Here is a 20,596-nt window from a genome sequence, read left to right as displayed (position 1 = left end):
TCCGTTGTGGACGCCGCTCCGCAGACGTGCCACGGCGTGCACAGTGAGCCCTCGAGCCGAAACCACTCGCCGTGTCCTGTAGTTTTTCCGGCCGACCTGAACGATCCTCGCCAGTATGTCGGGATCAGGGATGTCGAAGCCGAACGGCGACAGGTTGGTCGCCGCGCGGAGGATGTGACGGAATGCGCGATCGGCCGGGTCGATGTCCTCGGCCAGGCGGCGGCCATGGCCTTCCGTTCGTTGCTCGGGCTCAGGTCGGCCGACCTGAGCAGTACCTTCTGACTGCGACCGCGCAGCTGCGCCATATGAAGATCCTCCCGTGCCAAGCCTGTGCTGGCTTCGCCTCGTCCAGCAAGCGCCAAGGCGACCGTCATTTGCTACACGCTGTCACACGAGTCTGACAATTCCGGTTGCTCGACGACGTACGCGGGATGTGGTGCTGCTCGAGATTGGGCAACGTCATCTCCGGTTGGAAGAGTTGCGTTCCCCTGTCGCGTCGCGAAGGCGTGGGATGCTGGCAACGCGTCGCCACTGAGGGCGACCGTTGACATCGCCGACCGACGGCGCACGGTACGTGTGGTTCGGTATCGATCCTTAGCGCTCGACACGCGGAGCGTCGCCGGACCGGAGGAACGCTCGACCGGCGACGATGTAGGCGTGGATCTGTTTGGCCGTCGTGGTGATCGAGCCTTCGCCGCGGCGACGCACGATGCTGAAGAAGTCCCCCTCGACCTTGTCGCCGATTATCGCGCCATGTACAAGGTAGGGCTTCATTTCCGCCGGCTGCAGGGGAACGCTGATCATCATCAGTCCCCTGTTATCTCCGAGGTCGACACGCTCAACGACTAGTCCGTCGATCGGGGGAATGATCCGCTCGTCGAGGACGGCCCGGTACTGATCCGCGTTCAACTCGGCAAGGTCAATGGGCCTGACAGGTCCGAGAGTGGCCGTGTCGCTGACCTTTATCTCCTTGATGCCAACGACGAGGACAGCGTCGACAGCACCGTTAGCGAACCGGGCCACGTCCTGGGCGAGTTCGATCTTCTGTCGCGTGCCTGCGGGGCCGGCCAGTTTCAAGCCGTAGGCTCTGCTCTTCACCTCCAGCCAGTCACTCTCCGGCAGCCCCTCCAACAGGTGCGGGTGGCCGCTGCGGACGAGATGTCGGGCGCTGACCACATCGATGCTGCCTCCGCCGTGCGCGTGAAGGAGCGCGGCAACGTCCCGTCCGGCGGCAATGAGCTGCCCTACTGTCGAGGGACCGGTCGCCACGACGGAGATCTGGATGTCATGAGGCTCTGCCTGGAATTGCTGCCTGAGCTCATGCCGTTGTTCTGGCGTAAGCAAGGGTTCGTTCAGCAACTCTTCGGGATCGCTGCCGTCCACGGTGTAGGTGACGCCGCCGATTGCGCACCCGTGCGTTGTCGCTGCGGGGGTGAGGATTCTGCTCAGTTCGTCCTTCGACCAGGGCGGGAGTCGCCGCGTGGTCGTGGCTGCGACGGCAGCGACACCACTGACATCGACGGTGAGGTACACGGAGTCGACTGGGGAGGACTGTGCGTGGAATTGCGGGTCGTCCTCGAGCGCTACGTGGACGTACTCGGTTGAATCCGGTAGCTGGCTGCAGCAGCGTCGGTCGTCGAGCATCGCGACGTGCAAGCTCTCCACGTCCGCCGGTGCGATGACGCTTTCCGGGACGACGAAGTTTTGGTGTTTGGGAGCGACGATGTGACCGTGGCCAACTACAACCAGGCGGTGAGACCCATAACCGCCTACGGCCTCGACGTATCCATCCTCATCGACGCTGAGGTCGAAGATCACTTGGGCGCCACCCGATGGCGTGCCCGGCGCTGCCACTCGCTTCATAGCTCATTCTGGCCGACTTGCTGAGGCGCCGACCAGTAGCGTGGTGCCGATCCCGGCGGGTTGTTCCGTCAAGGAGTGGTATGAATCGGTGCCGTGATCCCCAGGTCCAGTGTCAGTCCGCACATCCGCGTTCGGGAGAGATCTCTCGAGGTTCTGGTGGCGGAGGACGTCGTCGAGGTTTTCTCCTCGTCAGGGACTACCGGCCGGTGATCGACGTCGGCTGGGACGAGGTTGTTGAGTGCGTTGAGGCCGAGTCGCGTTGGTTCGACCGTCCCTCGGGCTCGGTCGCTGCCGCGAAGTTCGACGCCGTGCTCGACGGGCAACCTGCTGCAGCTGCCGAGGGCATAGGGATTCGACTGCACATGTGCCGTAGGTTCGCCTCCCCACGGAGCCGGACCACCTGCGGTTGCTCGTTGACTACGCCGAGTTGGCCGGGTGCGGTCTGGAGACAGACGATGATTGGGACGACCGCTGAGTAACAGGGGCGGGGACGTCACTGATACAGGGGTCGGTCCCCTGACCCGAAGTACTGGTCACCTAGAGGATTGAACACCTGTGCCAGACCAATGGATCGTGACGTCCGAAGGGCAGCACCTGCGCGGCCGCCGGACACGCAACACGAAGCCTGAGCTGACGCTGCGTCGTGCCGTGCACGCCCTGGGGCTGCGGTTCAGACTTCATCAACAGGTAGCAGCACGCTGCACGCCCGATTTTGTCCTGCCCCGGCACCGATTGGCCGTGTTTGTCGACGGGTGTTTCTGGCACGGCTGTCCGGCGCATTCACCAGCAGAGTTCCGAGGACCGAACGCCAGCCGCTGGGAGCAGAAGCTGACTACGAACCGCGAACGTGACCGCAGGAACAACCAGGCCGCGGTGGAAGCGGGCTGGAGGGTGATCCGAGTGTGGGAGTGCGAGGTTCGCAAGGACGTCACATCTGCGGCCCAAAGGATCCTGACAGCTGCTGCGGATGGCCTTCCCTAGAAAAGGGTCTGAACTGTCTGGTCCCCGTTTTGGCCGGCGCACTGCTTTCGGAGCGGACAGTCGGCGCACAAGGTGGTGGGTGCCTTGCAGATCGTGCTGCCCAGCAGCCGAAGTGCCGCGGCCCGCAGCGGTGCGTCGGGTCCGGCTCCGATCAGTCGGGCGAGATCGACACGGCCATCGCTGAGCTTGTTGGTTTTGTCCGACTCCGAGCCTGCGACCCGCGCTGCGACCCTCAGCGTCGCCTGAGTGGCGAGCAGTACGTCCTCGCCTGCGAGAAGTCGGAAGGTCCGCTCCTCCGAGGCTTTCAGGTCCAGTTGTTCTACGAGCTGGTCCGGATCGGCCCAGACCTTGCGCTTGGGCAGTAGTGACCGGAACCGTTCGAGCTGCTGGCGAGCCGGCTGCGACGCGAGTTGCGCCTGCATCTCGTCGAGTTCCGCCTTCGTCAGACGTTCCCTGCCTCGGATAGCGGCCAGCGCCTTCTCGGTGCCCTTGGGAATGTTGGAGCGCCCGGTCAACACGGCCGCCGCGGCGGCTACGGCGGTTGTGACGTGCGGGCCGGGAAGGGTGTGCCAGTGCCTGCCGTGCCGTTGCTGTCTGGCCCATTCGGTGAGCGCACGCCGGGCTTCGACCCAACGGGACGAGTCACCATGTGGCTGCTTCTGGTGCTCCTCCTCCGTCACGGGCCGGAGGGCGGTTGCCACAGCCTGGCCGAGCATCGGAGGCACGGCGTTGCCGATCTGGCGGAACGCGTCGCTTCGGGTGCCTGCGAACCGGAAACGATCTGGGAAGGTCTGCACGCGTGCGGCCTCACGAACGGTGAGGGTGCGCAACTGCTCGGGATGGATGTACCAGTAGCCGTCCTTGGCGATGTGCGCGGTGATGGACCGGCTCACCGAGCTCCAGTCGAGCTTCTTGTACTTGTCGTCGAACGTCTCGGTCTTGTAGCGCCGGTACTTCTCCGGGATGTCGGCGTACAGGGTGGTGGAGTCCATGAGTTCGAAGATCTCGCGATCGTCATCACGCACTGGGCGCGTCATGTGATCCCAGATGACGCCGTCCCGTGCGCCTTCGCGCATGGTCTGACCGAATGGCGGCAGGCGCCGCGGCTTGCGGTAGGGCAGCTGGCGGTCACCGGTAGTCAGCCCGAGGTCGGGCAGATCGCCGATCGCGTCGCGCAGCGTGGTCTGCTTCTCCTGCTCCGCCGGCCAGGGAAAGTCCTCGATGTCACGTCGCGCCAGGAGAATGAGCCGTTTGCGATGCTGGGGAACGCCGTAGCGCCAGGCATCGACGAGTCGGAACTCGGTGTAGTAGCCAGCATTTTCGAGTTCGTCGGCCATGGTGCGTACGACGGCGAAGTCGTCGCCGAGCGCCATGTCGGGAACATTCTCCATGAGCACGGCACGTGGTCGTACTGCCAGCGCGACGTCGAGGAACGCCTGCCACAACTCGCGCCGGTGATCGTGTTCGTCGCGGTGACCGGCCACCACCAAGCTGCGGATCTTGCTGCGCCCAGCGCGGCTGAAGGGTTGGCAGGGAGGCCCGCCGGCGATGAGATCGATGCTGGTGCTGCGAAGCATGTCAACGAGTTTCTGGCGTTCTGCCTCATCACCGAGGTCGCGATCGAGCGCCAGACCGGCGAAGTTGTGGCGGTGTGTCTGCAGGGCCTTGTCGTCATGGTCAACAGAGACGGCGACAGTCCACCCAGCCTCTTCAAGCCCGAGGCTGAGCCCGCCGGCGCCCGAGAACAGGTCAACGGCCAGCCTGTGGCCGTCGGCGAGCCTACGGCCACACCACTCCTGGAAAGTGTCCTCGGTACAACCGTCGGGATGCCCGACAAGTTGTAGATCGTCGCTGCGCAGCAGCTTGACCCCGTAGAACGACACCCTCCGAACCCTTCCCGAACGCTGTGTCAACGAGCACCAGGACAACACACACGTCGCCCTGGATCAACAACCTCCATGATCACCGATGTCGTGTCGCGACTCGCCACCGGGCCGACGGAACGACGTCACGTTAACGTCGCGCCACGACCATTCAGGCCCTGGAGCGGACCAGCTCGGCGTAACGGTTTGATCACGCCTGTGACGATTCTCCGTTTGGGACCGATTTAACCAGAAAGGCCTGGTCAGAAGGTTGTGTGTACATGTGCGCACACGGTGATGAACAGAAGTCCCTAGACTGCTCCCCCACTGTGGAGGACAGGCTAGTGGTCAGCGGCAATGCGCGTGCAGTCGGGTCGCAGTGCTGACGATTGGGGTGTGTGGGGCAGTTGGTGGCGGGAAGTACGCCAACTAGGAGATCGTCAACCCGGATCCGGCGGGCATCATCGCGTCGCTCGGCTCGCTCGGGTACAGCATCGAGGCCGCTGCCGCAGACCACGTGGACAACAGCGTGGCCGCCCGAGCACTTTCGGTTGGCGCCGGAGAGTGCGGCTCATCGAGGCGACCGATGAGTACATCGCTTGGGGGCGGAAACGTGACTGGTTACGAGGTCGTCGAACCTCGCGCAGAGTCGTTGGTGGAGTCGCTTCGCGCGTTCGGGTATGCCACTGAGACCGCAGTCGCGGACCTCGTGGACAACAGCATCACGGCTAATGCGACAACGATCGACGTCCGCCTGCGCTGGGATGGCGGGGAGTCATGGATCGCGATTGTCGACGATGGTCTCGGGATGGACGGCGTAAGCCTCCGGGAGGCGATGCGGCCGGGCACGACCAGCCCTTCGACGCTGAGAAGAGCGAGCGATCTCGGGCGGTTCGGGCTCGGACTCAAGACCGCGTCGTTCTCTCAGTGCCGGCGGCTGGTCGTCATGTCGGCGACGAAGACATCATCGGTGGAGGCTCGAACTTGGGATCTTGACCATGTCGTCCGCGTCGGTGGCTGGCAGTTGCTGACGACGTTGACATCCGAGGACCGGGCTCTGTGGGACGAGTTGCACGGTGCCCAGCCAGGAACAGTGGTGCTGTGGAGAATGCTGGATCGACTTGTTGTCTCGCCAGATCCGCAGAACGCGCAGGCAGAGAAACACTTCTACGACATTGCTGACCGGGTTGCCAGGCATCTCGGGATGACCTTCCACCGGTACGTCACGGGTCCCAGACAGATCACGATCCGGGTGAACGGGCGGAACGTCGTACCGTGGGACCCGTTCCTCGAATCCCACGAGACGACCCAGGTGGTCGCGGACGAGTCACTGCCCTACCAGGGCGAACTGATCAGGGTGAAGTCGTTCGTCCTCCCGCATGTGAGTCGGCTGAACTCTGAGGAGCACATCACTGCTGGTGGTCGTCGTGGCTGGGCTTCCCAGCAGGGGTTCTACGTCTACCGGAACCGACGGCTGATCGTGTCCGGAAGCTGGCTCGGGCTCGGATTCCGGCGGGAGGAGCTGACCTCGCTGGCCCGGATTCGGCTGGACCTGCCCAACCATATGGATTCCGACTGGCAGATCGACGTCCGCAAGTCGGTGGCCCGCGCACCTGGCGCGCTGGTGCCCGAGCTGAGGCGGATCGCGGAGGTCGTTCGGCTGCGGTCGGCGAACGTCTACCGACACCGCGGCAAGGTGCTTCAGCGTGCCAGCCATGGTGATGTGGTTCAGGCCTGGATACAGGTTGTGCGCGGGACGAAGATCGCCTACCAGGTTAATCGTCAGCACCCGCTTGTGGCGGCGCTGCTCACGACTGCGGGCGGCGGTGACGTCGAGGCCATGGTCAGGCTGCTGGAGGAGACCGTTCCCGTTCCGCTGATCATCCTGAATCATGCGGACGGGCAGGGCCGCCAGGCGGCACCGTTCGAGGAGACTGCCCCGGACGCGGTTCGGTCGGTGCTGATCGATGTCGTCCGAGCGATGAGACGCGCGGGGACGTCCGGCAAGGAAATTGTCGGTCGGCTGCTGACAATGGAGCCGTTCTCTGACTTTCCCGACCTCGTTCGGGACGTCTGCACACGCGAACTCGGTCAGGAGATGGCATGAACCCCGACCAGCGCAGGGCGATGGAGATCGCCCTGATGTTGCTCGACGACTCGGACGACGTCACGACCGGCGACGTCGAACAGGCAGTCGACAAGGCGTTGCTTCTCGTGGAGCAGGCCAACGTCGATGTCGCCGAGCTGCGGAGGGATGTGGAGAGTCGCTGCAACGTCTGGCTTCCGATCGAACAGGTTCTCAACGGTCGTGAGGACCACGTGCCCTGGCTCGACGCCGCCAGGGACGAGATCGAGTGGAACTTCTGGGACCGGTATCGGCGGTATCTGGGCCGGAAGGACTGGGCACCAGCGCAGATTCGCAGCATCAACCAGGTCACCGACCGGATTCTGGGCTCGTTCGAGAAACCGGACCGGCCTGGCAGGTGGGACCGTCGTGGAATGGTTGTCGGCCAGGTGCAGTCCGGCAAGACCGCCAACTACACGGGCGTCATCTGCAAGGCCGCAGACGCCGGCTATCGCCTGATCGTCGTGTTGGCCGGCCTGCACAACAGTCTGCGTAGCCAGACCCAGCACCGGCTGGACATGGAGTTCCTAGGGTTCGACACCAGGAGCAACCGCAGCTACGACCAGACCAATGCCAAGGTCGGCGTCGGGCAGATGAAGGGGAAGTTTCTCCACGTCCACTCGTTGACCAGCAGCGACGAGAAGGGCGACTTCCAGGTCAAGGTTGCCAAGCAGGTCTGGCTCAACGCGGGTGGCAGCGACCCGGTAATTCTGGTGGTCAAGAAGAACGCCTCTGTGTTGCGGAATCTGCACTCGTGGGCAACCCGGCTGAACCAGGAACTTGACCCGGAGACCGGTCAGCAGATTGTGCGTAACGTTCCGTTGCTGGTGATCGACGACGAGGCGGACAACGCCTCGGTCAACACCAAGGCCCGGCCGACCGACGAGAACGGGCGGCCGGTCGACGAATACGATCCGACCAGCATCAACGGGCTGATCCGGAAGCTGCTGCGCACGTTCGAGAAGTCCGCGTACCTCGCATACACCGCCACGCCGTTTGCAAACATATTCATTGATGCCGACGAGAAGACCGAAAAGTACGGCGAGGACCTGTTCCCGCGCAGCTTCATCATCAACCTTCGGCCACCGAGCAACTACGTCGGCGTGAACACGGTGTTCGGGCTGGACAGCGACGTGAACTCAAGCATCGAGGGACAGGCCGGTCTGCCCATCATCAGTACGTTCGACGACCACGAGATGTGGCTCCCGAACAAACACAAGAAGGACACCATCCCGGGCAGACTGCCGACATCGCTGCTCACCGCGATCAACGCCTTCCTGCTCGCCACGGCTGCACGTCGGGTTCGTGGCCACGAGGACCACAACTCGATGCTGGTGCACGTCACCCGCTTCACCGACGTCCAAGCGCTGGTCCGCCGAGCACTGCACGAACATGTGGACCTGATGCGCCAGCGCGTATGGCACGGCGACCCGACCAGCCCGGACTCCCCTTGGTCGGCGTTGGAATCTCTGTGGCGAACCGACTTCGTACCGACCACCGAAGCGCTGCTGCGGAACCCGGACCTGACGTCAGAGGTCGACGCGGTGGTCGACTGGACGCAGATCCGCGATGTGCTTCCGGACGTGCTCAACGACGTTGAACTGCGCGTGCTCAACGGAAAGTCCGAGGACGCCCTGACCTACAGCGAGGCCGACCGACCGCTCACGCTGATCGCGATCGGTGGGGACAAGCTCTCCCGCGGTCTGACCCTCGAAGGGCTGACGGTCAGCTACTACCTGCGAGCGTCGAAGATGTACGACACGCTGATGCAGATGGGCCGCTGGTTCGGATACCGCCCCGGTTACCTCGACCTGTCCCGGCTCTACACGACCGACGAGCTCGTCGGGTGGTACCGGGACATCGCTCTGGCCAACGAGGAACTGCTACGCGAGTTCGAGTACATGGCCGCTCTCAGGAAAACACCACAGGAGTACGGGCTGCGCGTCCGCGCGCATCCTGACGGGCTGATGATCACCGCCAGAACCAAGATGCGCAACGGCACCGACGTCGACATCACGTTCTCCCAAACCATCAGCGAGTCCATCACGTTCGAGACGGACGAAGAACTGCTCCGCAACAACGTGGCCGCCACCGAGCGTCTGGTCAGCGCCATGGGCACTTCAGTACCCCGCCGGAGTCCTCTCGGCACCGTCCAGTGGGACAACGTGCCTGCGCCTGACGTACTGGAATTCCTGGACAGGTACCAGGCCTCCGACGTTGCGACCAAGGCACAGCCGCGAGCATTGGCTGAGTACATCCGGACGTTGCTGACCACAAAACAACCAGAGCTCACCACCTGGACGGTGGGGCTCGTGTCGGTCTCCGGCAACGACCAGAAAACTCACAAGATCGGTGATTTCGAGGTCGGACTGGTTCAGCGGGCCCTGTACCTGCCCAAGGAACGTGCGAATGCCGGCCCCGAGTACAAGGCAGGCCTGCGAGCGGGAAACGACCGTTACGTGATCCGTCGCCTCGTCTCGCCGAGCGATGAGGACATGGACCTCTCCGACGACGAGTGCAGGTGGGCTCTGGACATGACCAAGCAGGCCTGGCAGTTGGACCCGAAGACCAGGAAGACGGCGCCCAGCTCGCCGGGCGGGCTCTTCATCCGTGAGGTCCGCCCACCGAGTCGTGGACTGCTGTTGCTGTATCCGCTCGCGCCCGACACCTGGATGCATCCCGACCTGCCACCCGTCGGGTTCGCCCTCAGCTTCCCGAAGAGCCGGACCGCGAAGACCATCAAGTACCGGGTGACGAACCTATGGTGGGACCAGGAGTTCGGCAGCCAGGACTCCGACGAGGAGCAGGCATGACCTCAGTACCGTCCGCCACGGATCTTGAGGAACTCTGGGCCGAACTGCATGACCCGCGTAGTGGCCCGGCATCGGCAGGTCGGCGGGTTCGGCGGGTACTGGCAGACAGTCCACACCACTGTTTCGTCGCCGTGGAGTATCCAGCGGCACGGCGGGTGTTCTCAGTGGTCACCGACAACATCCCGACCAATGCGGTGAACGGGCAGCTGGCCATGTCCGGCGTGGTGGTCGAGCGAGGAAGCGTCCCAGAGCATGGGGCCACGTTGGACCTCGCACTGCGTGCAGACGCGTACACGGACATCTTCACTGCGCTCGTGGCCGACCTGCTCGTGAGGCTCGCACAGGTCGCCGCAGAACCGGGCGGCGTGGTGGTGAACCGGCTGGGTGAGTGGCAACGGATGCTCGCCGGTGTCAGTCCCGGTGGGCTGTCGCCAGAGCAGCAGCGTGGGCTGTTCGGCGAGTTGCACGCCCTGTCCGAACTGTTCCTGCCAGCATTCGGTCCGGACGCGGTGTACGCATGGACTGGCCCTGACCAGCAATTGCAGGACTTCCAGTTCGAGCTGGGCAGTGCGGAGATCAAGACCGCTTCTGGACACGACGCCAACCGGGTACGGATCAGTAGCGAACGACAGCTCGACGACGCTGGTCCTGGGGTGTTGTTCCTGGTAACGCTCGCGCTCGACGCGCGACAAGGTGGACGTGGAATGTCTCTTCCCGAACTCGTTCGCCACGTGCGTAACCAGGCGACCAGGCTTGGTGTTGCGGGCGAGCTGGAGCAGCGGCTAGTACGTGCCGGTTATCTGGACACGCAGAGCCGGCTGTACGAGGACCGGCGATACGCACTGCGCGGTCGGACAGTCCACCGCGTGACCGACGGCTTTCCCCGGATCACCGAACAGACCAGACCTGTCGGCGTTTCTGATGTCGTGTACACCGTCGATCTGCTTGCCGCCGACCGATTCCTCGTCAGCGACGAAGACATGATCACCGTCCTGGAAAAGAAGGCATGACTGACACTGACATCGACCAGTTCGCCGAGTCGCTCCAGCAGGACCTGCTCACAGAGGCCGGTGTGCCCGGCGCGGAACGGAACATCCGCGATGTCTTCCTCGAACGGATGGTCGGTGAACTCGCCGACGTTGCCGAACTGGAGGGCGGGGAGGCCTGTTTCCACCAGGCGCGCGGTGAGGAGGTCTCCGGCTACAGCATCAGCGGCGATGGCCAGACGCTTGACCTGTTCGGCGTCGTGCTCAGGCAGGTAGCGCCGCCCGCATCCGTCGGCAAGACGGACATCGAGACCTGTCTCCGACGGTTGCGTGGGTTCCTGGAGAGGGTGTCGCGGAACGGCGCCGCCGGGCTTGAGGTGGCCTCACCAGTGTTCGACATGGCGCACAGCATCAGCCAGGTGTTGCCGGAACTCACCCGTGTCCGGTTCTGGGTCTTCACCGATGGTGCCGTCGCCACCAGGAAGGACGTGGTGACGCCAGAGTTCGGTGATGTGCCGACGGCGGTCCAGGTCTGGGACGTGGTTCGGTTGCACCGACTGGTGACCTCCGGGCGGCAGCAGGAGCCCATCCACATTGACTTCGTCAGTCTGTTCGGTGCGCCAGTTCCATGCCTTCCCACCGATCTCGACGAGCAGGGATGTCACACGATGCTGGCCATCGTGCCCGGCACCGTGCTGAAGGAGATCTACGCGACTTACTCCGCCCGCCTGCTCGAACTCAACGTGCGGTCGTTCCTACAGGCAAGAGGCAAGGTCAATCAGGGGATCCGGGACACCATCCTCAACGAGCCCCGCCGATTCCTCGCTTACAACAACGGCATCTCCGCAACCGCATCAGCCGTCGACGTGATCAGGACGCACGAGGGCGGCAGCGGCATCGCCAGCCTGAAAGACCTTCAGATCGTCAACGGTGGTCAGACCACCGCATCGCTCTACCATGCAGCCGTCAAACACAAGGCAGAGCTGGACGGGATTCACGTCCAGATGAAGCTCACCGTTGTCCCGCCAGAGCAGCTCACCGAGCTCGTCCCACTGATCTCCCGCTATGCCAACAGCCAGAACAAGGTCCAAGAGGCGGACTTCAGCACAAACCATCCCTTCCACGTCGACATCGAACGTCTCTCCCGCTCGATGTGGGCGCCGGCAACGGACGGCGGCCAGAAGCAGACCCGATGGTTCTACGAACGTGCCCGCGGTCAGTACCAGGATGAGGTGGCCAGGACTGGCACACCTGCCAGGCAGAAGGCGTTCAAGGAGACCCATCCGCCCGCGCAGAAGTTCGTCAAGACCGACCTGGCGAAGTTCGAACTCGCCTGGGACGAGGCTCCGCACGCCGTAAGCCTTGGCGGTCAGAAGTGCTTTGCCGAGTTCGCTCTGCGGCTTGCGCAACGTCCCGAGCAGGACCAGAAGCCGGATCGGCGCGATTTCGAGCACCTTGTCGCGAAGGCGATTCTGTTTCGGCAGACTGACAAGATCGTGGCCAGGACGTTCCGCGAAAACGGCTTGGAGGGCTACAAGGCGCAGGTCGTCGCCTATGCCGTTGCGCTGATCAGCAACCGCACCAGTCGACGCCTCGACCTCGATGTCATCTGGCGTACGCAACAGGTGCCGGAAGAGTTGCGCAGCGAGATCCCGGCGCTGGCCCGACTGCTCCGGTCGTTCTTCGACCGAGCACCCGGCAACATCAGCGAATGGGCCAAGAAACCAGCATGCTGGGAGAAGGCGCGCGCCCTGACGTGGAAGCTCAGCGTGGCAACCGTCGCCCAGCTCACGACGAAGGGTCCCACCCGCGTCGTCGCGTCCAACATCAGCACCGAGGACCTACTGCTCGCGCCGTGGTCGGAACTGGCTGACTGGGCGAGCGAGCACGACAAGCTCACCGCCGTTGACAGGCGCATCGCCGCAGGTACCGCAGGATTGCTGAGCGCGGGAAAGACGCCGACTGACAAGCAGATCGACAACCTCAGAAGGATCTACGACGCCGCCTTGAACAACGGGTTCGCGCTGACCGGAAACGCGGATGCCTGATGGCGGATAACACCAACGCCGTCCAGGAACCAGATCGGCCAGATACGCAAGCTGATCTGACGAGTGTTCTCGCCAAGCTCGCCGAACTGACCTTCGACGACACCGAACCGCTGGAGACGACAGTCGTCAGAATTCTGTCCGAGGCGGACAGCGTGATTCACGGCAGGAGAAAGCCCTGCCGACCGGCCGTCATAAACGGTTTGGCGACACGGTATGGACTGCTCGGACAGCCACCCGCCACGTTGGAGGAAACTGGGGTCGTGATGGGCGTAACCCGCGAACGCGCCCGCCAGATCCAGAAGAGCCACAAAGCGCTCTACGGACTTCGTCTGGGGTGGCCGCAGCTCGACGCTGCGCTGGCGCTTGCGAGGAGATTGGCTCCTTGCACGGAGTTCGCGTTGGCCGACGAACTGCTCCACAGAGGTATCACCTCCACCAAGTACAGCCTCGACAGCCTGCGCGCGTGTGCCGAGTTCGCCGGACGGCCGTTCGACCTGGAACTGGCAGCCGGGGTCGTCACCGACGATCCTGACTCCCTCACCGCCGTGTACCAGGCAACTCGCAGGCTGGCTGAACGGCAGGGTCTCGCCACGTTGCTCCAAGTCAGTGACGAGGCACTCGACGCCGGTTCCGTCGTCACTGAGGATGACGTCAGGGCACTGTTGGCGGCGTCGGATTCGGTTGTGTGGCTCGACGAGGACCACGTCACCTGGGGAGCATCAACGCGCAACCGCCTGGTCAACACACTCCGCACCCTCCTGTCCGTGCACCAGCCCGTCGACCTACTCAGCGCACAGCAGGCGGTCGAAAACTTCTGGGCCTACCGCAACGCCGGCCGCACCGCAGATCAGGCGGATCTCGTGGCCCCGAGTACCACGGGACTGCGGGCGTTCTGTGAGTGGCACGACCAGTTTGCTGTCGACGACAACGAGCTCAGCGCGACAGTCCCGCTGGATCCCAACGCCGCACTCGGTGTTGAGGCGGCGCTTCTCGTCGAGCTGATCAGGATGTCTCCGAACGGCGTTCTAGATCGCACGAGCCTGATGGAGACCGCCGAGGCGTTCGGCATGAACCTCAGCACGGTCGGCGTGTACCTCACCTTCCATCCCGCGTTCGTGAAGCTGGATCGAAACGCGTGGACCGTCCGCGGAACGCAGGTTGCTTCGGACGTGGTTACGACCGTCCAGGGACAGGCACGGGCACGCTCGCTGACGGAGAATCGCGACTTCCGCGCCGGCGTAACGCCGAACGGTCGCCCATGGGTCATGTTGGCTGTGACGTCCAACTTCAGGCTGACCGGAGTGCTGCTGCGCCGATGGCTCCAGGCTGGTACTCCGTCCACCAGGTTCGAGCTGACCGATGAACGAGGCGAACAGTGCGGAACCGCCGTCTACAACGACGAGACGGGATTCACTCACGGTTTCGGCATCTATGTTCGGCGGTTCGGCCTGCGAGTCGGCGAGTACGTGTACATGTGCGTTGATCCGGACGAGGAAACGGCCAGCATCACCCACGGAGGCAGCGACAAAGTCAGCCGTCTGGCGCAGACGAACCTGGCTGACTGACACGTAGCCACGGTCATGCAGACGTCACGACCGATTGTCCACACTGGACACATGTCGATCCGGGAATGTTCTCATCCGTCATCCCTGGGCATGGAGCAGCGGGTAGCGAACGATCTCGCTGGAGTTGGCTCCGCGTTGTGAACCACCGCCCTGCAGAGGCATGGTCGGCTGCCAGTTCGGTGCGCTGGCATCAGTAGTTCGTCTGGAAGAACTACTGTCTGTGGACGTCGTTGGGAGAACTCACGACAGCTTCTACGGCCAGAATGTGCCTACCGCGGCTCGGAGCTGCCCTGGTCGTCCGGGCCGCCCGGCGCGCGTTCGGCCCGCTACCGCAGTCATGGCTCGAGACAGGGCCGGATCCCACGCTGTGAATCCCCGCACGAGACATCGCCGGGAGTCGTGTCGGGGATCGTGCCGGAGCCCGCACCAGAGCCGAACCCGGGACCAAGGCCGCAGACCGGCTGAAACCCCGTCAAGACCGGCAGGATCCTGCCACCAGCAACCACTCCGCCCGTTCCGGCGTCGACGCCTGAGTGGTCGACGCCTGCTGACTGCTCAAAGCTGTCCGAGGTGACAGGGCCGCCCGGTCGGCAGGTCGCGCTGATGACCTTGGATCCAATGTTGGCTACGGAGTATTCGGATGGTTGGCCAACCACTGCCTTAAGGCCTCACTTTGTCGCGTCCATGCCATGTCCGCAATGGTCGGGGCGACCAAATACTTGGGGGACTGGCTCGCATTGGGCTGCGTGACACCCAAATGCATCAATGTGACCTGGCCTGAGATATCGGCGGCCATGACGAATGAGATCATGGATCCAGGGGGTCGAAATGACCTGGCAACGCCCGGAATGTGAAGCTGTTGGGCGTGACTTCCACCACCTCGACCGGATGTTCGCCAGGGGGAAGCATCGGGAATCCCTCGTAGCGATCCTCCAGTATGAGAATCTTCCTTCGCTCGATCACCGCGGGTGAACCGTCGACAGACCGAACAGTAAACGGGAAGAAGCTATTCGGCGCGCGCTGCCACGCCCCCATTGCGCTCGTGGCCGCAGCCGCCCCGCCTCTGCCTATAATCTCACTGCGCATATACGAGTAGCCGTATTGGCTGGCGTCGGCGTAAGGTCGTGGGCCTCCAGAAGGCGCTTCAGCAGATGCGCGGAGATCAGCGATCTGGAGTTGTCGGCTAAGAGTATCTTGCGGAGGAATTTTGATTCCTTGATAGGGCAAGTGGGCCTCGGACTCTTCTGGCGCGACGGGAATGAATCCGAACTCCTTACTTAGATCATACTGCTCGATTGGTGGTTCGAGAACGTCAGAGTAACCTGAACCGATCGTATACCTTGTAGGTTCGCTGGCCGAGTTATTCGACACAGCCGAAGACGTGGATGTCGCGACCGGCGCACTGCCAGTAAAGCCCGCACCGTCAATCGTGACGCCGCTGTACCCAACGCTCCGCGCCGTTGAGCCAGCTGCGGCACCACCTCCCGTGGACGGTACGGCCGGGATACTGCCGGTAAAGCCCGCTCCGCTGACCGTTACGCCGCTGTAGCCGACGGCCTGCGCTTCACCCATCGTGAACTCCGCTCACCCGCGAACCTCTGTTGACCTTCTCTACGTGTCGATGCCGACGGCATCGCCCTCAGCAACAATCGGACGGAACGCCTCGCTGTATGCCTTCATTCGCTTATCTGGCTCTACAATCGCATTTAGCGCATCGACGACAGACTGTGCTCGGGCGGACGCAACTTTCTCCGCAACGATGGTGCCCTCCATGTGGACGTTGGCCAATGTCGCAGCCTCGGAGTCCGCCTTCTGGCGCTCCATCGCGTACTCGTCGAGTGCTTCACCTGGGCTTAGCAGGGCATCCGCGATCAGAGTGCCCGTCTGCATGATCACCTTTGCCTCTGAGAGCACCACGCCATCGACCTCGTCCTGCCCCAGCGGCCCCCTGCGGAATCGGTAGCTGGTGGTGTCGCTTGGCGGATCGAACCTTCCCTTCCGGTCAGGCTTGACGTCGCCGACCTTGACATTTAATCCGCCTTCCTCCCATGTGAGCTGCTCCAGTACCGGGACTGGTTTGTCGGCGTTATCGAACACAACCGCCCCGAGCTTCACCAGTTTGCTGCAAACATCATCGACCTGTTTGGCGGCGACGAACTGGGACACGAACGAGTGGAGCTGAGAGAAGGGTGCCTCTCGCCAACTGCCGATTTGCCCGTTCTGAAAGCCGAGCCGGAGGTCGACCATATGTACCCTCGTGATGTACTCCTGGTTGAGCTCACGGAAGAGGATGTTCAAGCAGCGCCGCATGTTCACGTTACGAATAGTCCGAACGGTTGCTTGCTCGGTGCCCGCAGTTTTTGATCGGTCCGTCGATGACGTAACGTTCGTCTGCCTGTTCGCGTTGGCTGAAGCCACGTGCTCCTGGACCGCATTCGAGGTCTGGTTCGCGAATGAGTCTCTGCCGACGTGTACCTGCTCGCTGCGCGTCTCGCCGCCGCCGGCCTCGACGCTGACTATAAAGCTGAACCCACCACCGGCGTGCCACTCGTTGCTGTATGATTTGCCAACGTGGTGTTGAACTTGTCCGCAGACGTTGTGCCGAACGAGTCGACGATACTGGACCCTTCCGTGAACGAGTCTGTTGTCGTCAGCCAGGTCTTCATGCTGATCTCGGTAGTCTCGCCGGGGAATAGTGAGTACGGACCGGTCGTGCGGCCGAGGCCGAAGTCGCCCAGCTTCGAAGTGATCGCGTACTCCTCGATCAGAAAGAATGTGGGATTAGTCTCGGCGGGTGGCTCATACGGCAATAGCTCGATGCGGCCGGGCCACTTCCTTATCGGCAGAAGATAGTGACCCCGTGCAACTGCAGCGAGGGCGTCACTTAGCTCAGGGATCGCTGGCAGTGAAATCGGAACGACAGTCTGTGCCGCGACTTCTGCCGTATCGTCGGCAGACGATGTCGACGCCACTGCGGCCGCAAATGGACGAATCTCCATCTCGGGAGCCACGGGCGAGCCTCGAAACACTCCGATTCCTTGGGTAAATGGAATCGGCGGCCTCATCATCTCCAGGGCTGTGCGACTCGTGAGTTGCACCGGCGTCGGGTTGGTTAGAAGTTCGCGAACCTTACTTGGTGCGAGCTTGTCGTTAGGTTCGCGATGCAGAATCGCTACCGCCTCATCGACGCCTGCCAACTCGAGAGCTCGAGCGCCTTGGTTGCGCAGCATTCTGCGAAACAGCTCGGCGTAGGCAGCCGCGTTGACAGGGGTCTCTTCACCTGGTTTGCCGACTCCGACAGACTTGCGGATGTCAATGCCGACCTTCTTGGCATCGTCAGTCCACTGGTCGTCCGCCAGTGTCAGTGACAACGCCACGACGCGGCGCCCACCATGCCGTTGCGAGAGGGGGACCCTGTCCGAGATTTCAGCGGAATGAAAGGTCGCCATGCTAACCGTCTCCTTTCGCTGTCTGGGCCCATGCCCGTTCCTGGCGGGTTGATCGTCCGCAGACTGTCAACAAAGAGACTGCGTGATCAAAAACTGTCACCGCTAGGGTCTTTTGGCACTTAAGGAGGGCTACTTCAAACGAGAACCCTTAGTCTTCTTGCGACTATACGCACACGTAATGGCACGAACGGGCCAAGTGTTGCCCGCCGCTGGCTGGGCGTCCCCGCGGCTATGCGGAACCCTGGATACCAAGGGGTCGGTATAGCCTCACGGATCGTTTCAGTCTCGCTTGAGTTTCCGGGCAAGTCACCCGATGTGCTCAAGCTCGCTTCTAGGCCATTCGAGTGGATCGTCACGGCGGCTGCCTGTCTGCCACAGGGTTGCAGATTCTGCTGACATCTGATCATGCTGCCGTTTCGCGACCTGCTGTTTCCGTGAGATCCGATAATGCCCGTCTGGCTATTCGCCTGACCGATTTCGTGACACGCGCCGGGCGGCCACCCTTGCCGCGCCAACTCGCCCACGACGCCGAGCTTGCTGCTGCAGCAGTTGACGGTGTCGAAGCTTCCGGATGGAGGCGGGCAGCATGACTAAACGCCTCTACTGCCGCCACTGCGGCTGGCGCCCCGAGGTGAAGACCTGTCCACCGTCCTGGTCCCGGATGTGGACAAAGTTGTGGACAGGTCGTTCACGCGATGGCGAAGTCGGTCAGACCGGGGACGGCGAACTGATCGACTGCCGCGGCAGCCGGATCGAATGGGCCGCGCTCTCGGCGCACCACTCCGAAACCACTCGCCGCGCCCGGCAGGCAATGGTTGAGGTCGTCCGCGCGGGCTACCAGATCGGGCCTCCGCCTTACGGCTACCGAGCCCTCCGGATCCGGGTCACCGATCCGAGCGGACCCAGCAAGCTGCGCGCCGTTCTCGTCCCTGACTGGCAGACCGCTGCGGTCGTCAAGCAGATCTTCATCTGGCGCGCCGACCACGGCCTGACGTTGGCCGCGATCGCAACGAGGCTCAACGGCGACCTTCGCCAGTACCCGACGCCGAGCCGCAGCGGTCGATGGACCTCGAAGGCTGTCCGGCGAATCGTCAGCAACATCAAGTACACCGGGCGCCAGGTCTGGGCCCGCACCGTCGATGGCCGTCCGACTTCGCCACAGCAGTGGGTCACCTCTGCGGCGAACGTTCACGAGCCGCTAGTCGACGAGCGCACCTTCCACCGTGCCCAAGCCTGCCGCAGCAACGGGCTCGCCGACGCCACATCGAGCGCAGCATGAGTTACCGAATGTCCGCCACGGTATTTTTGTTCGGCGCCTTCGTCGTGACGATCGCTGGAGCAAGCTGGGCGACGAGTCTTTGGCCGCTGGTTGTGGGGCTGCAGGTTCCCGCCAGAACGTTCTTCCTGCGGGCTAGCTTCATGCCAAGTAGAGCTGCAGCGTCGTGGTTACTCGATCCCAGGAGTCCGCGACATCGCGGACAGGCCAAGTTCTTCCCTCGCCGCCGCCAGGAACTCCTTCTCTGCGGACCAGAGCTTCTCGAAGGGTTCCGAGGGAAGGTTGAGGTTCACCCCGAACGGTGGACAGGGGCTTAAGAGATTCAGGCAGCCGCTCGGAGTGACTTCTCGTAGTCGCTGGGACTGCGCATCCCGAGCTTGGAGTGCCGCCGCGTACTGTTATAGAAACGGATCCACTTGTCAACTGCGGCAACGAGTTCCATCTTCGTGGCGTAGACGTGCCGGTAGTAGTGCTCGTGTTTGAACGTCGACCAGAACGACTCGGCTGGGCTGTTGTCCCAGCAAATCCCGGTGGCGCCCATCGATCGGCGCAGCCCGTGCCGGAAGCAGGCCTGTGCGGTCAGGTGTGCCGTGTATTCGCCGCCGCGGTCGGAATGTAGGACTGTGCCACGACATTCACCGCCGCGGGCGGCCACGGCCGCCTCGATGGCGGTGGTGACCATCTCGGCGCTAATGTGGTCGGCGACGCTGTAGCCGAGCACTGTGCGGGAGTGCCCGTCCCGGATCGCGCACAGGAACATCTCGCCCTCACCGCAAGACAAGTACGTGATGTCGGTGAGCCACACGGCGTCCAGGCGGCCTTGGTCGAACTCGCGGTCGACGAGATCCGGCGGGAACGATGCCGCCAGGTCGGAGACCGTCGTTCTGACCTTGAACGTGCGTGGGCTGATGCCCTCGATCCCGATCTCGGCCATGACCTTGGCAACGGTTTTGGCGCTGATCACCTCGCCCTGATCCCGCAGTTCCGCGGTGATCCGTGGCGATCCGTAGGTGCCGTCAGAGTCCTTGTGCGCCTGGGTGATCTTCACCTCCAGGTCTGCGCGGCGCTGCTGACGAGGTGTCAACACCGTTGCGGCACAACGTTTCACGTAGGCGTAGTAGCCAGAGGCGGACACCGCCAGCAGCCGCGCCATGCGTCGGATCGCGAAGCGTTCGCCCTCAGGCGCGGCCAGGTCGGCGACGCCGGCGATGGTGTCGGGGCCGGCGTACTTGGCCATCAGAGCGAACCGGGCCGGTTCTTCTGCATCGCGGCAAAGTACGCCGAGGCTTTTACCAGGAACGCGTTGTCCTTCTCGAGCTCGGCGACCTGTCGACGCAACCGCTGCAGCTCGGCCAGCTCAGCCGCCTCCAGGGGCGTGTCCCCGTGAGCCTCGGCCGCGGCGATCCGGCGCCGCTCGTCCTTGACCCAGACGCTCAACATTCCCGCGTCGATCCCCAGCTCGCGGGCAACCTCAGAGATCGTCCGACCGGAATCGATCACACGATGCGCAGCCTCGACCTTGTACTCGGCCGTGTACGAACGGCGTTTACGAGGAGGCATGAGGACATCCTTTCAGCAGAACCCTAGGTCCTGCTAACTCGGTGTCCACTGCTCGGGGTGAACCTCAG

Annotated in this window: 15 protein-coding genes; 8 read left to right on the top strand and 7 right to left on the bottom strand. The window is 63.3% G+C overall.

The genetic code is table 11. The annotated features are described in order from the left end of the window. Positions 1–6 precede the first annotated feature (6 nt). Positions 7–282 carry a hypothetical protein gene (locus tag LX88_RS33610; protein WP_258951815.1) on the top strand — a complete coding sequence of 92 codons (276 nt, stop codon included), beginning with the start codon at positions 7–9 and terminating at the stop codon, positions 280–282. A 312-nt stretch (positions 283–594) separates the two neighbouring features. On the opposite strand, the gene LX88_RS33605 is transcribed toward LX88_RS33610, so the two are convergent. Further along, positions 595–1,818 carry an AlbA family DNA-binding domain-containing protein gene (locus LX88_RS33605; RefSeq protein WP_258951814.1) on the bottom strand — a complete coding sequence of 408 codons (1,224 nt, stop codon included), beginning with the start codon at positions 1,816–1,818 and terminating at the stop codon, positions 595–597. A gap of 600 nt (positions 1,819–2,418) precedes the next feature. Here LX88_RS33605 and LX88_RS33600 point away from each other — a divergent pair. Next, entirely contained in the window at positions 2,419–2,844 is a 426-nt protein-coding gene (locus tag LX88_RS33600; RefSeq protein WP_308203475.1) for a very short patch repair endonuclease, read from the top strand. On the opposite strand, the gene LX88_RS33595 is transcribed toward LX88_RS33600, so the two are convergent. Beyond that, the gene (locus LX88_RS33595; RefSeq protein WP_258951812.1) at positions 2,841–4,727 is read right to left on the bottom strand and encodes a DNA cytosine methyltransferase; all 1,887 of its coding nucleotides are present in this window, start codon (positions 4,725–4,727) and stop codon (positions 2,841–2,843) included. The genes LX88_RS33600 and LX88_RS33595 overlap by 4 nt on opposite strands. A 592-nt stretch (positions 4,728–5,319) precedes the next feature. On the opposite strand from LX88_RS33595, the gene LX88_RS33590 reads away from it, so the two are divergent. The 5 genes from LX88_RS33590 to LX88_RS33570 are packed head-to-tail and all read left to right on the top strand — an operon-like array spanning position 5,320 to position 14,243. Continuing rightward, positions 5,320–6,813 (top strand): ATP-binding protein, encoded by a 1,494-nt coding sequence (locus tag LX88_RS33590; RefSeq protein WP_258951811.1) that lies wholly within the window; start codon positions 5,320–5,322, stop codon positions 6,811–6,813. Next, complete coding sequence (locus LX88_RS33585; RefSeq protein ID WP_258951810.1) at positions 6,810–9,644, top strand: Z1 domain-containing protein; 2,835 nt, start codon at positions 6,810–6,812, stop codon at positions 9,642–9,644. Before LX88_RS33590 ends, LX88_RS33585 begins: the two co-directional genes overlap by 4 nt. After that, a complete protein-coding gene (locus LX88_RS33580) occupies positions 9,641–10,654 on the top strand; it encodes a PD-(D/E)XK motif protein (RefSeq protein ID WP_258951809.1) in 1,014 nt (337 codons plus the stop codon). Before LX88_RS33585 ends, LX88_RS33580 begins: the two co-directional genes overlap by 4 nt. Then, positions 10,651–12,678, top strand: coding sequence for an AIPR family protein (locus tag LX88_RS33575; RefSeq protein ID WP_258951808.1), 2,028 nt, complete (start codon positions 10,651–10,653; stop codon positions 12,676–12,678). The genes LX88_RS33580 and LX88_RS33575 overlap by 4 nt, the downstream gene beginning before the upstream one ends. After that, on the top strand, positions 12,678–14,243 hold the full coding sequence (locus LX88_RS33570) for a hypothetical protein (protein ID WP_258951807.1): 1,566 nt from the start codon (positions 12,678–12,680) through the stop codon (positions 14,241–14,243). The genes LX88_RS33575 and LX88_RS33570 overlap by 1 nt, the downstream gene beginning before the upstream one ends. A gap of 807 nt (positions 14,244–15,050) precedes the next feature. Here LX88_RS33570 and LX88_RS33565 read toward each other — a convergent pair. The 3 genes from LX88_RS33565 to LX88_RS33555 all read right to left on the bottom strand — a co-directional run bounded on the left by LX88_RS33565 (position 15,051) and on the right by LX88_RS33555 (position 17,692). Beyond that, positions 15,051–15,815: a hypothetical protein gene (locus LX88_RS33565; protein ID WP_258951806.1), complete on the bottom strand. Its 765-nt coding sequence runs from the start codon at positions 15,813–15,815 to the stop codon at positions 15,051–15,053. Between the two features lie 39 nt (positions 15,816–15,854). After that, positions 15,855–16,559, bottom strand: a complete 705-nt coding sequence (locus LX88_RS33560) for a hypothetical protein (protein ID WP_258951805.1) — start codon at positions 16,557–16,559, stop codon at positions 15,855–15,857. Between the two features lie 200 nt (positions 16,560–16,759). Then, the gene (locus LX88_RS33555) at positions 16,760–17,692 is read right to left on the bottom strand and encodes a hypothetical protein (protein ID WP_258951804.1); all 933 of its coding nucleotides are present in this window, start codon (positions 17,690–17,692) and stop codon (positions 16,760–16,762) included. 586 nt (positions 17,693–18,278) lie between these two features. Between LX88_RS33555 and LX88_RS33550 the strand changes: the two genes are divergently transcribed. Further along, a complete protein-coding gene (locus LX88_RS33550; RefSeq protein WP_258951803.1) occupies positions 18,279–18,971 on the top strand; it encodes a recombinase family protein in 693 nt (230 codons plus the stop codon). 319 nt (positions 18,972–19,290) lie between these two features. Here LX88_RS33550 and LX88_RS33545 read toward each other — a convergent pair whose 3' ends face one another. Beyond that, on the bottom strand, positions 19,291–20,205 hold the full coding sequence (locus LX88_RS33545; protein WP_258948734.1) for an IS3 family transposase: 915 nt from the start codon (positions 20,203–20,205) through the stop codon (positions 19,291–19,293). Further along, positions 20,205–20,528, bottom strand: coding sequence for a transposase (locus LX88_RS33540; protein WP_258948733.1), 324 nt, complete (start codon positions 20,526–20,528; stop codon positions 20,205–20,207). Before LX88_RS33540 ends, LX88_RS33545 begins: the two co-directional genes overlap by 1 nt. Positions 20,529–20,596 lie beyond the last annotated feature (68 nt).

Source organism: Lentzea californiensis (assembly GCF_024648825.1).
In the GTDB taxonomy this organism is placed as follows: Bacteria; Actinomycetota; Actinomycetes; order Mycobacteriales; family Pseudonocardiaceae; genus Lentzea; species Lentzea californiensis.
This window is presented reverse-complemented; position numbering and strand designations above follow the sequence as displayed.

What these genes read in the sequence shown, in the direction of transcription:
- LX88_RS33585 (WP_258951810.1), top strand. Translation starts at nt 6,810, where the DNA reads ATGAACCCCGACCAGCGCAGGGCGATGGAGATCGCCCTGATGTTGCTC.
- LX88_RS33580 (WP_258951809.1), top strand. Translation starts at nt 9,641, where the DNA reads ATGACCTCAGTACCGTCCGCCACGGATCTTGAGGAACTCTGGGCCGAA.
- LX88_RS33575 (WP_258951808.1), top strand. Translation starts at nt 10,651, where the DNA reads ATGACTGACACTGACATCGACCAGTTCGCCGAGTCGCTCCAGCAGGAC.
- LX88_RS33570 (WP_258951807.1), top strand. Translation starts at nt 12,678, where the DNA reads ATGGCGGATAACACCAACGCCGTCCAGGAACCAGATCGGCCAGATACG.
- LX88_RS33565 (WP_258951806.1), bottom strand. Translation starts at nt 15,815, where the DNA reads ATGGGTGAAGCGCAGGCCGTCGGCTACAGCGGCGTAACGGTCAGCGGA.
- LX88_RS33555 (WP_258951804.1), bottom strand. Translation starts at nt 17,692, where the DNA reads ATGGCGACCTTTCATTCCGCTGAAATCTCGGACAGGGTCCCCCTCTCG.
- LX88_RS33550 (WP_258951803.1), top strand. Translation starts at nt 18,279, where the DNA reads ATGACTAAACGCCTCTACTGCCGCCACTGCGGCTGGCGCCCCGAGGTG.
- LX88_RS33545 (WP_258948734.1), bottom strand. Translation starts at nt 20,205, where the DNA reads ATGGCCAAGTACGCCGGCCCCGACACCATCGCCGGCGTCGCCGACCTG.
- LX88_RS33540 (WP_258948733.1), bottom strand. Translation starts at nt 20,528, where the DNA reads ATGCCTCCTCGTAAACGCCGTTCGTACACGGCCGAGTACAAGGTCGAG.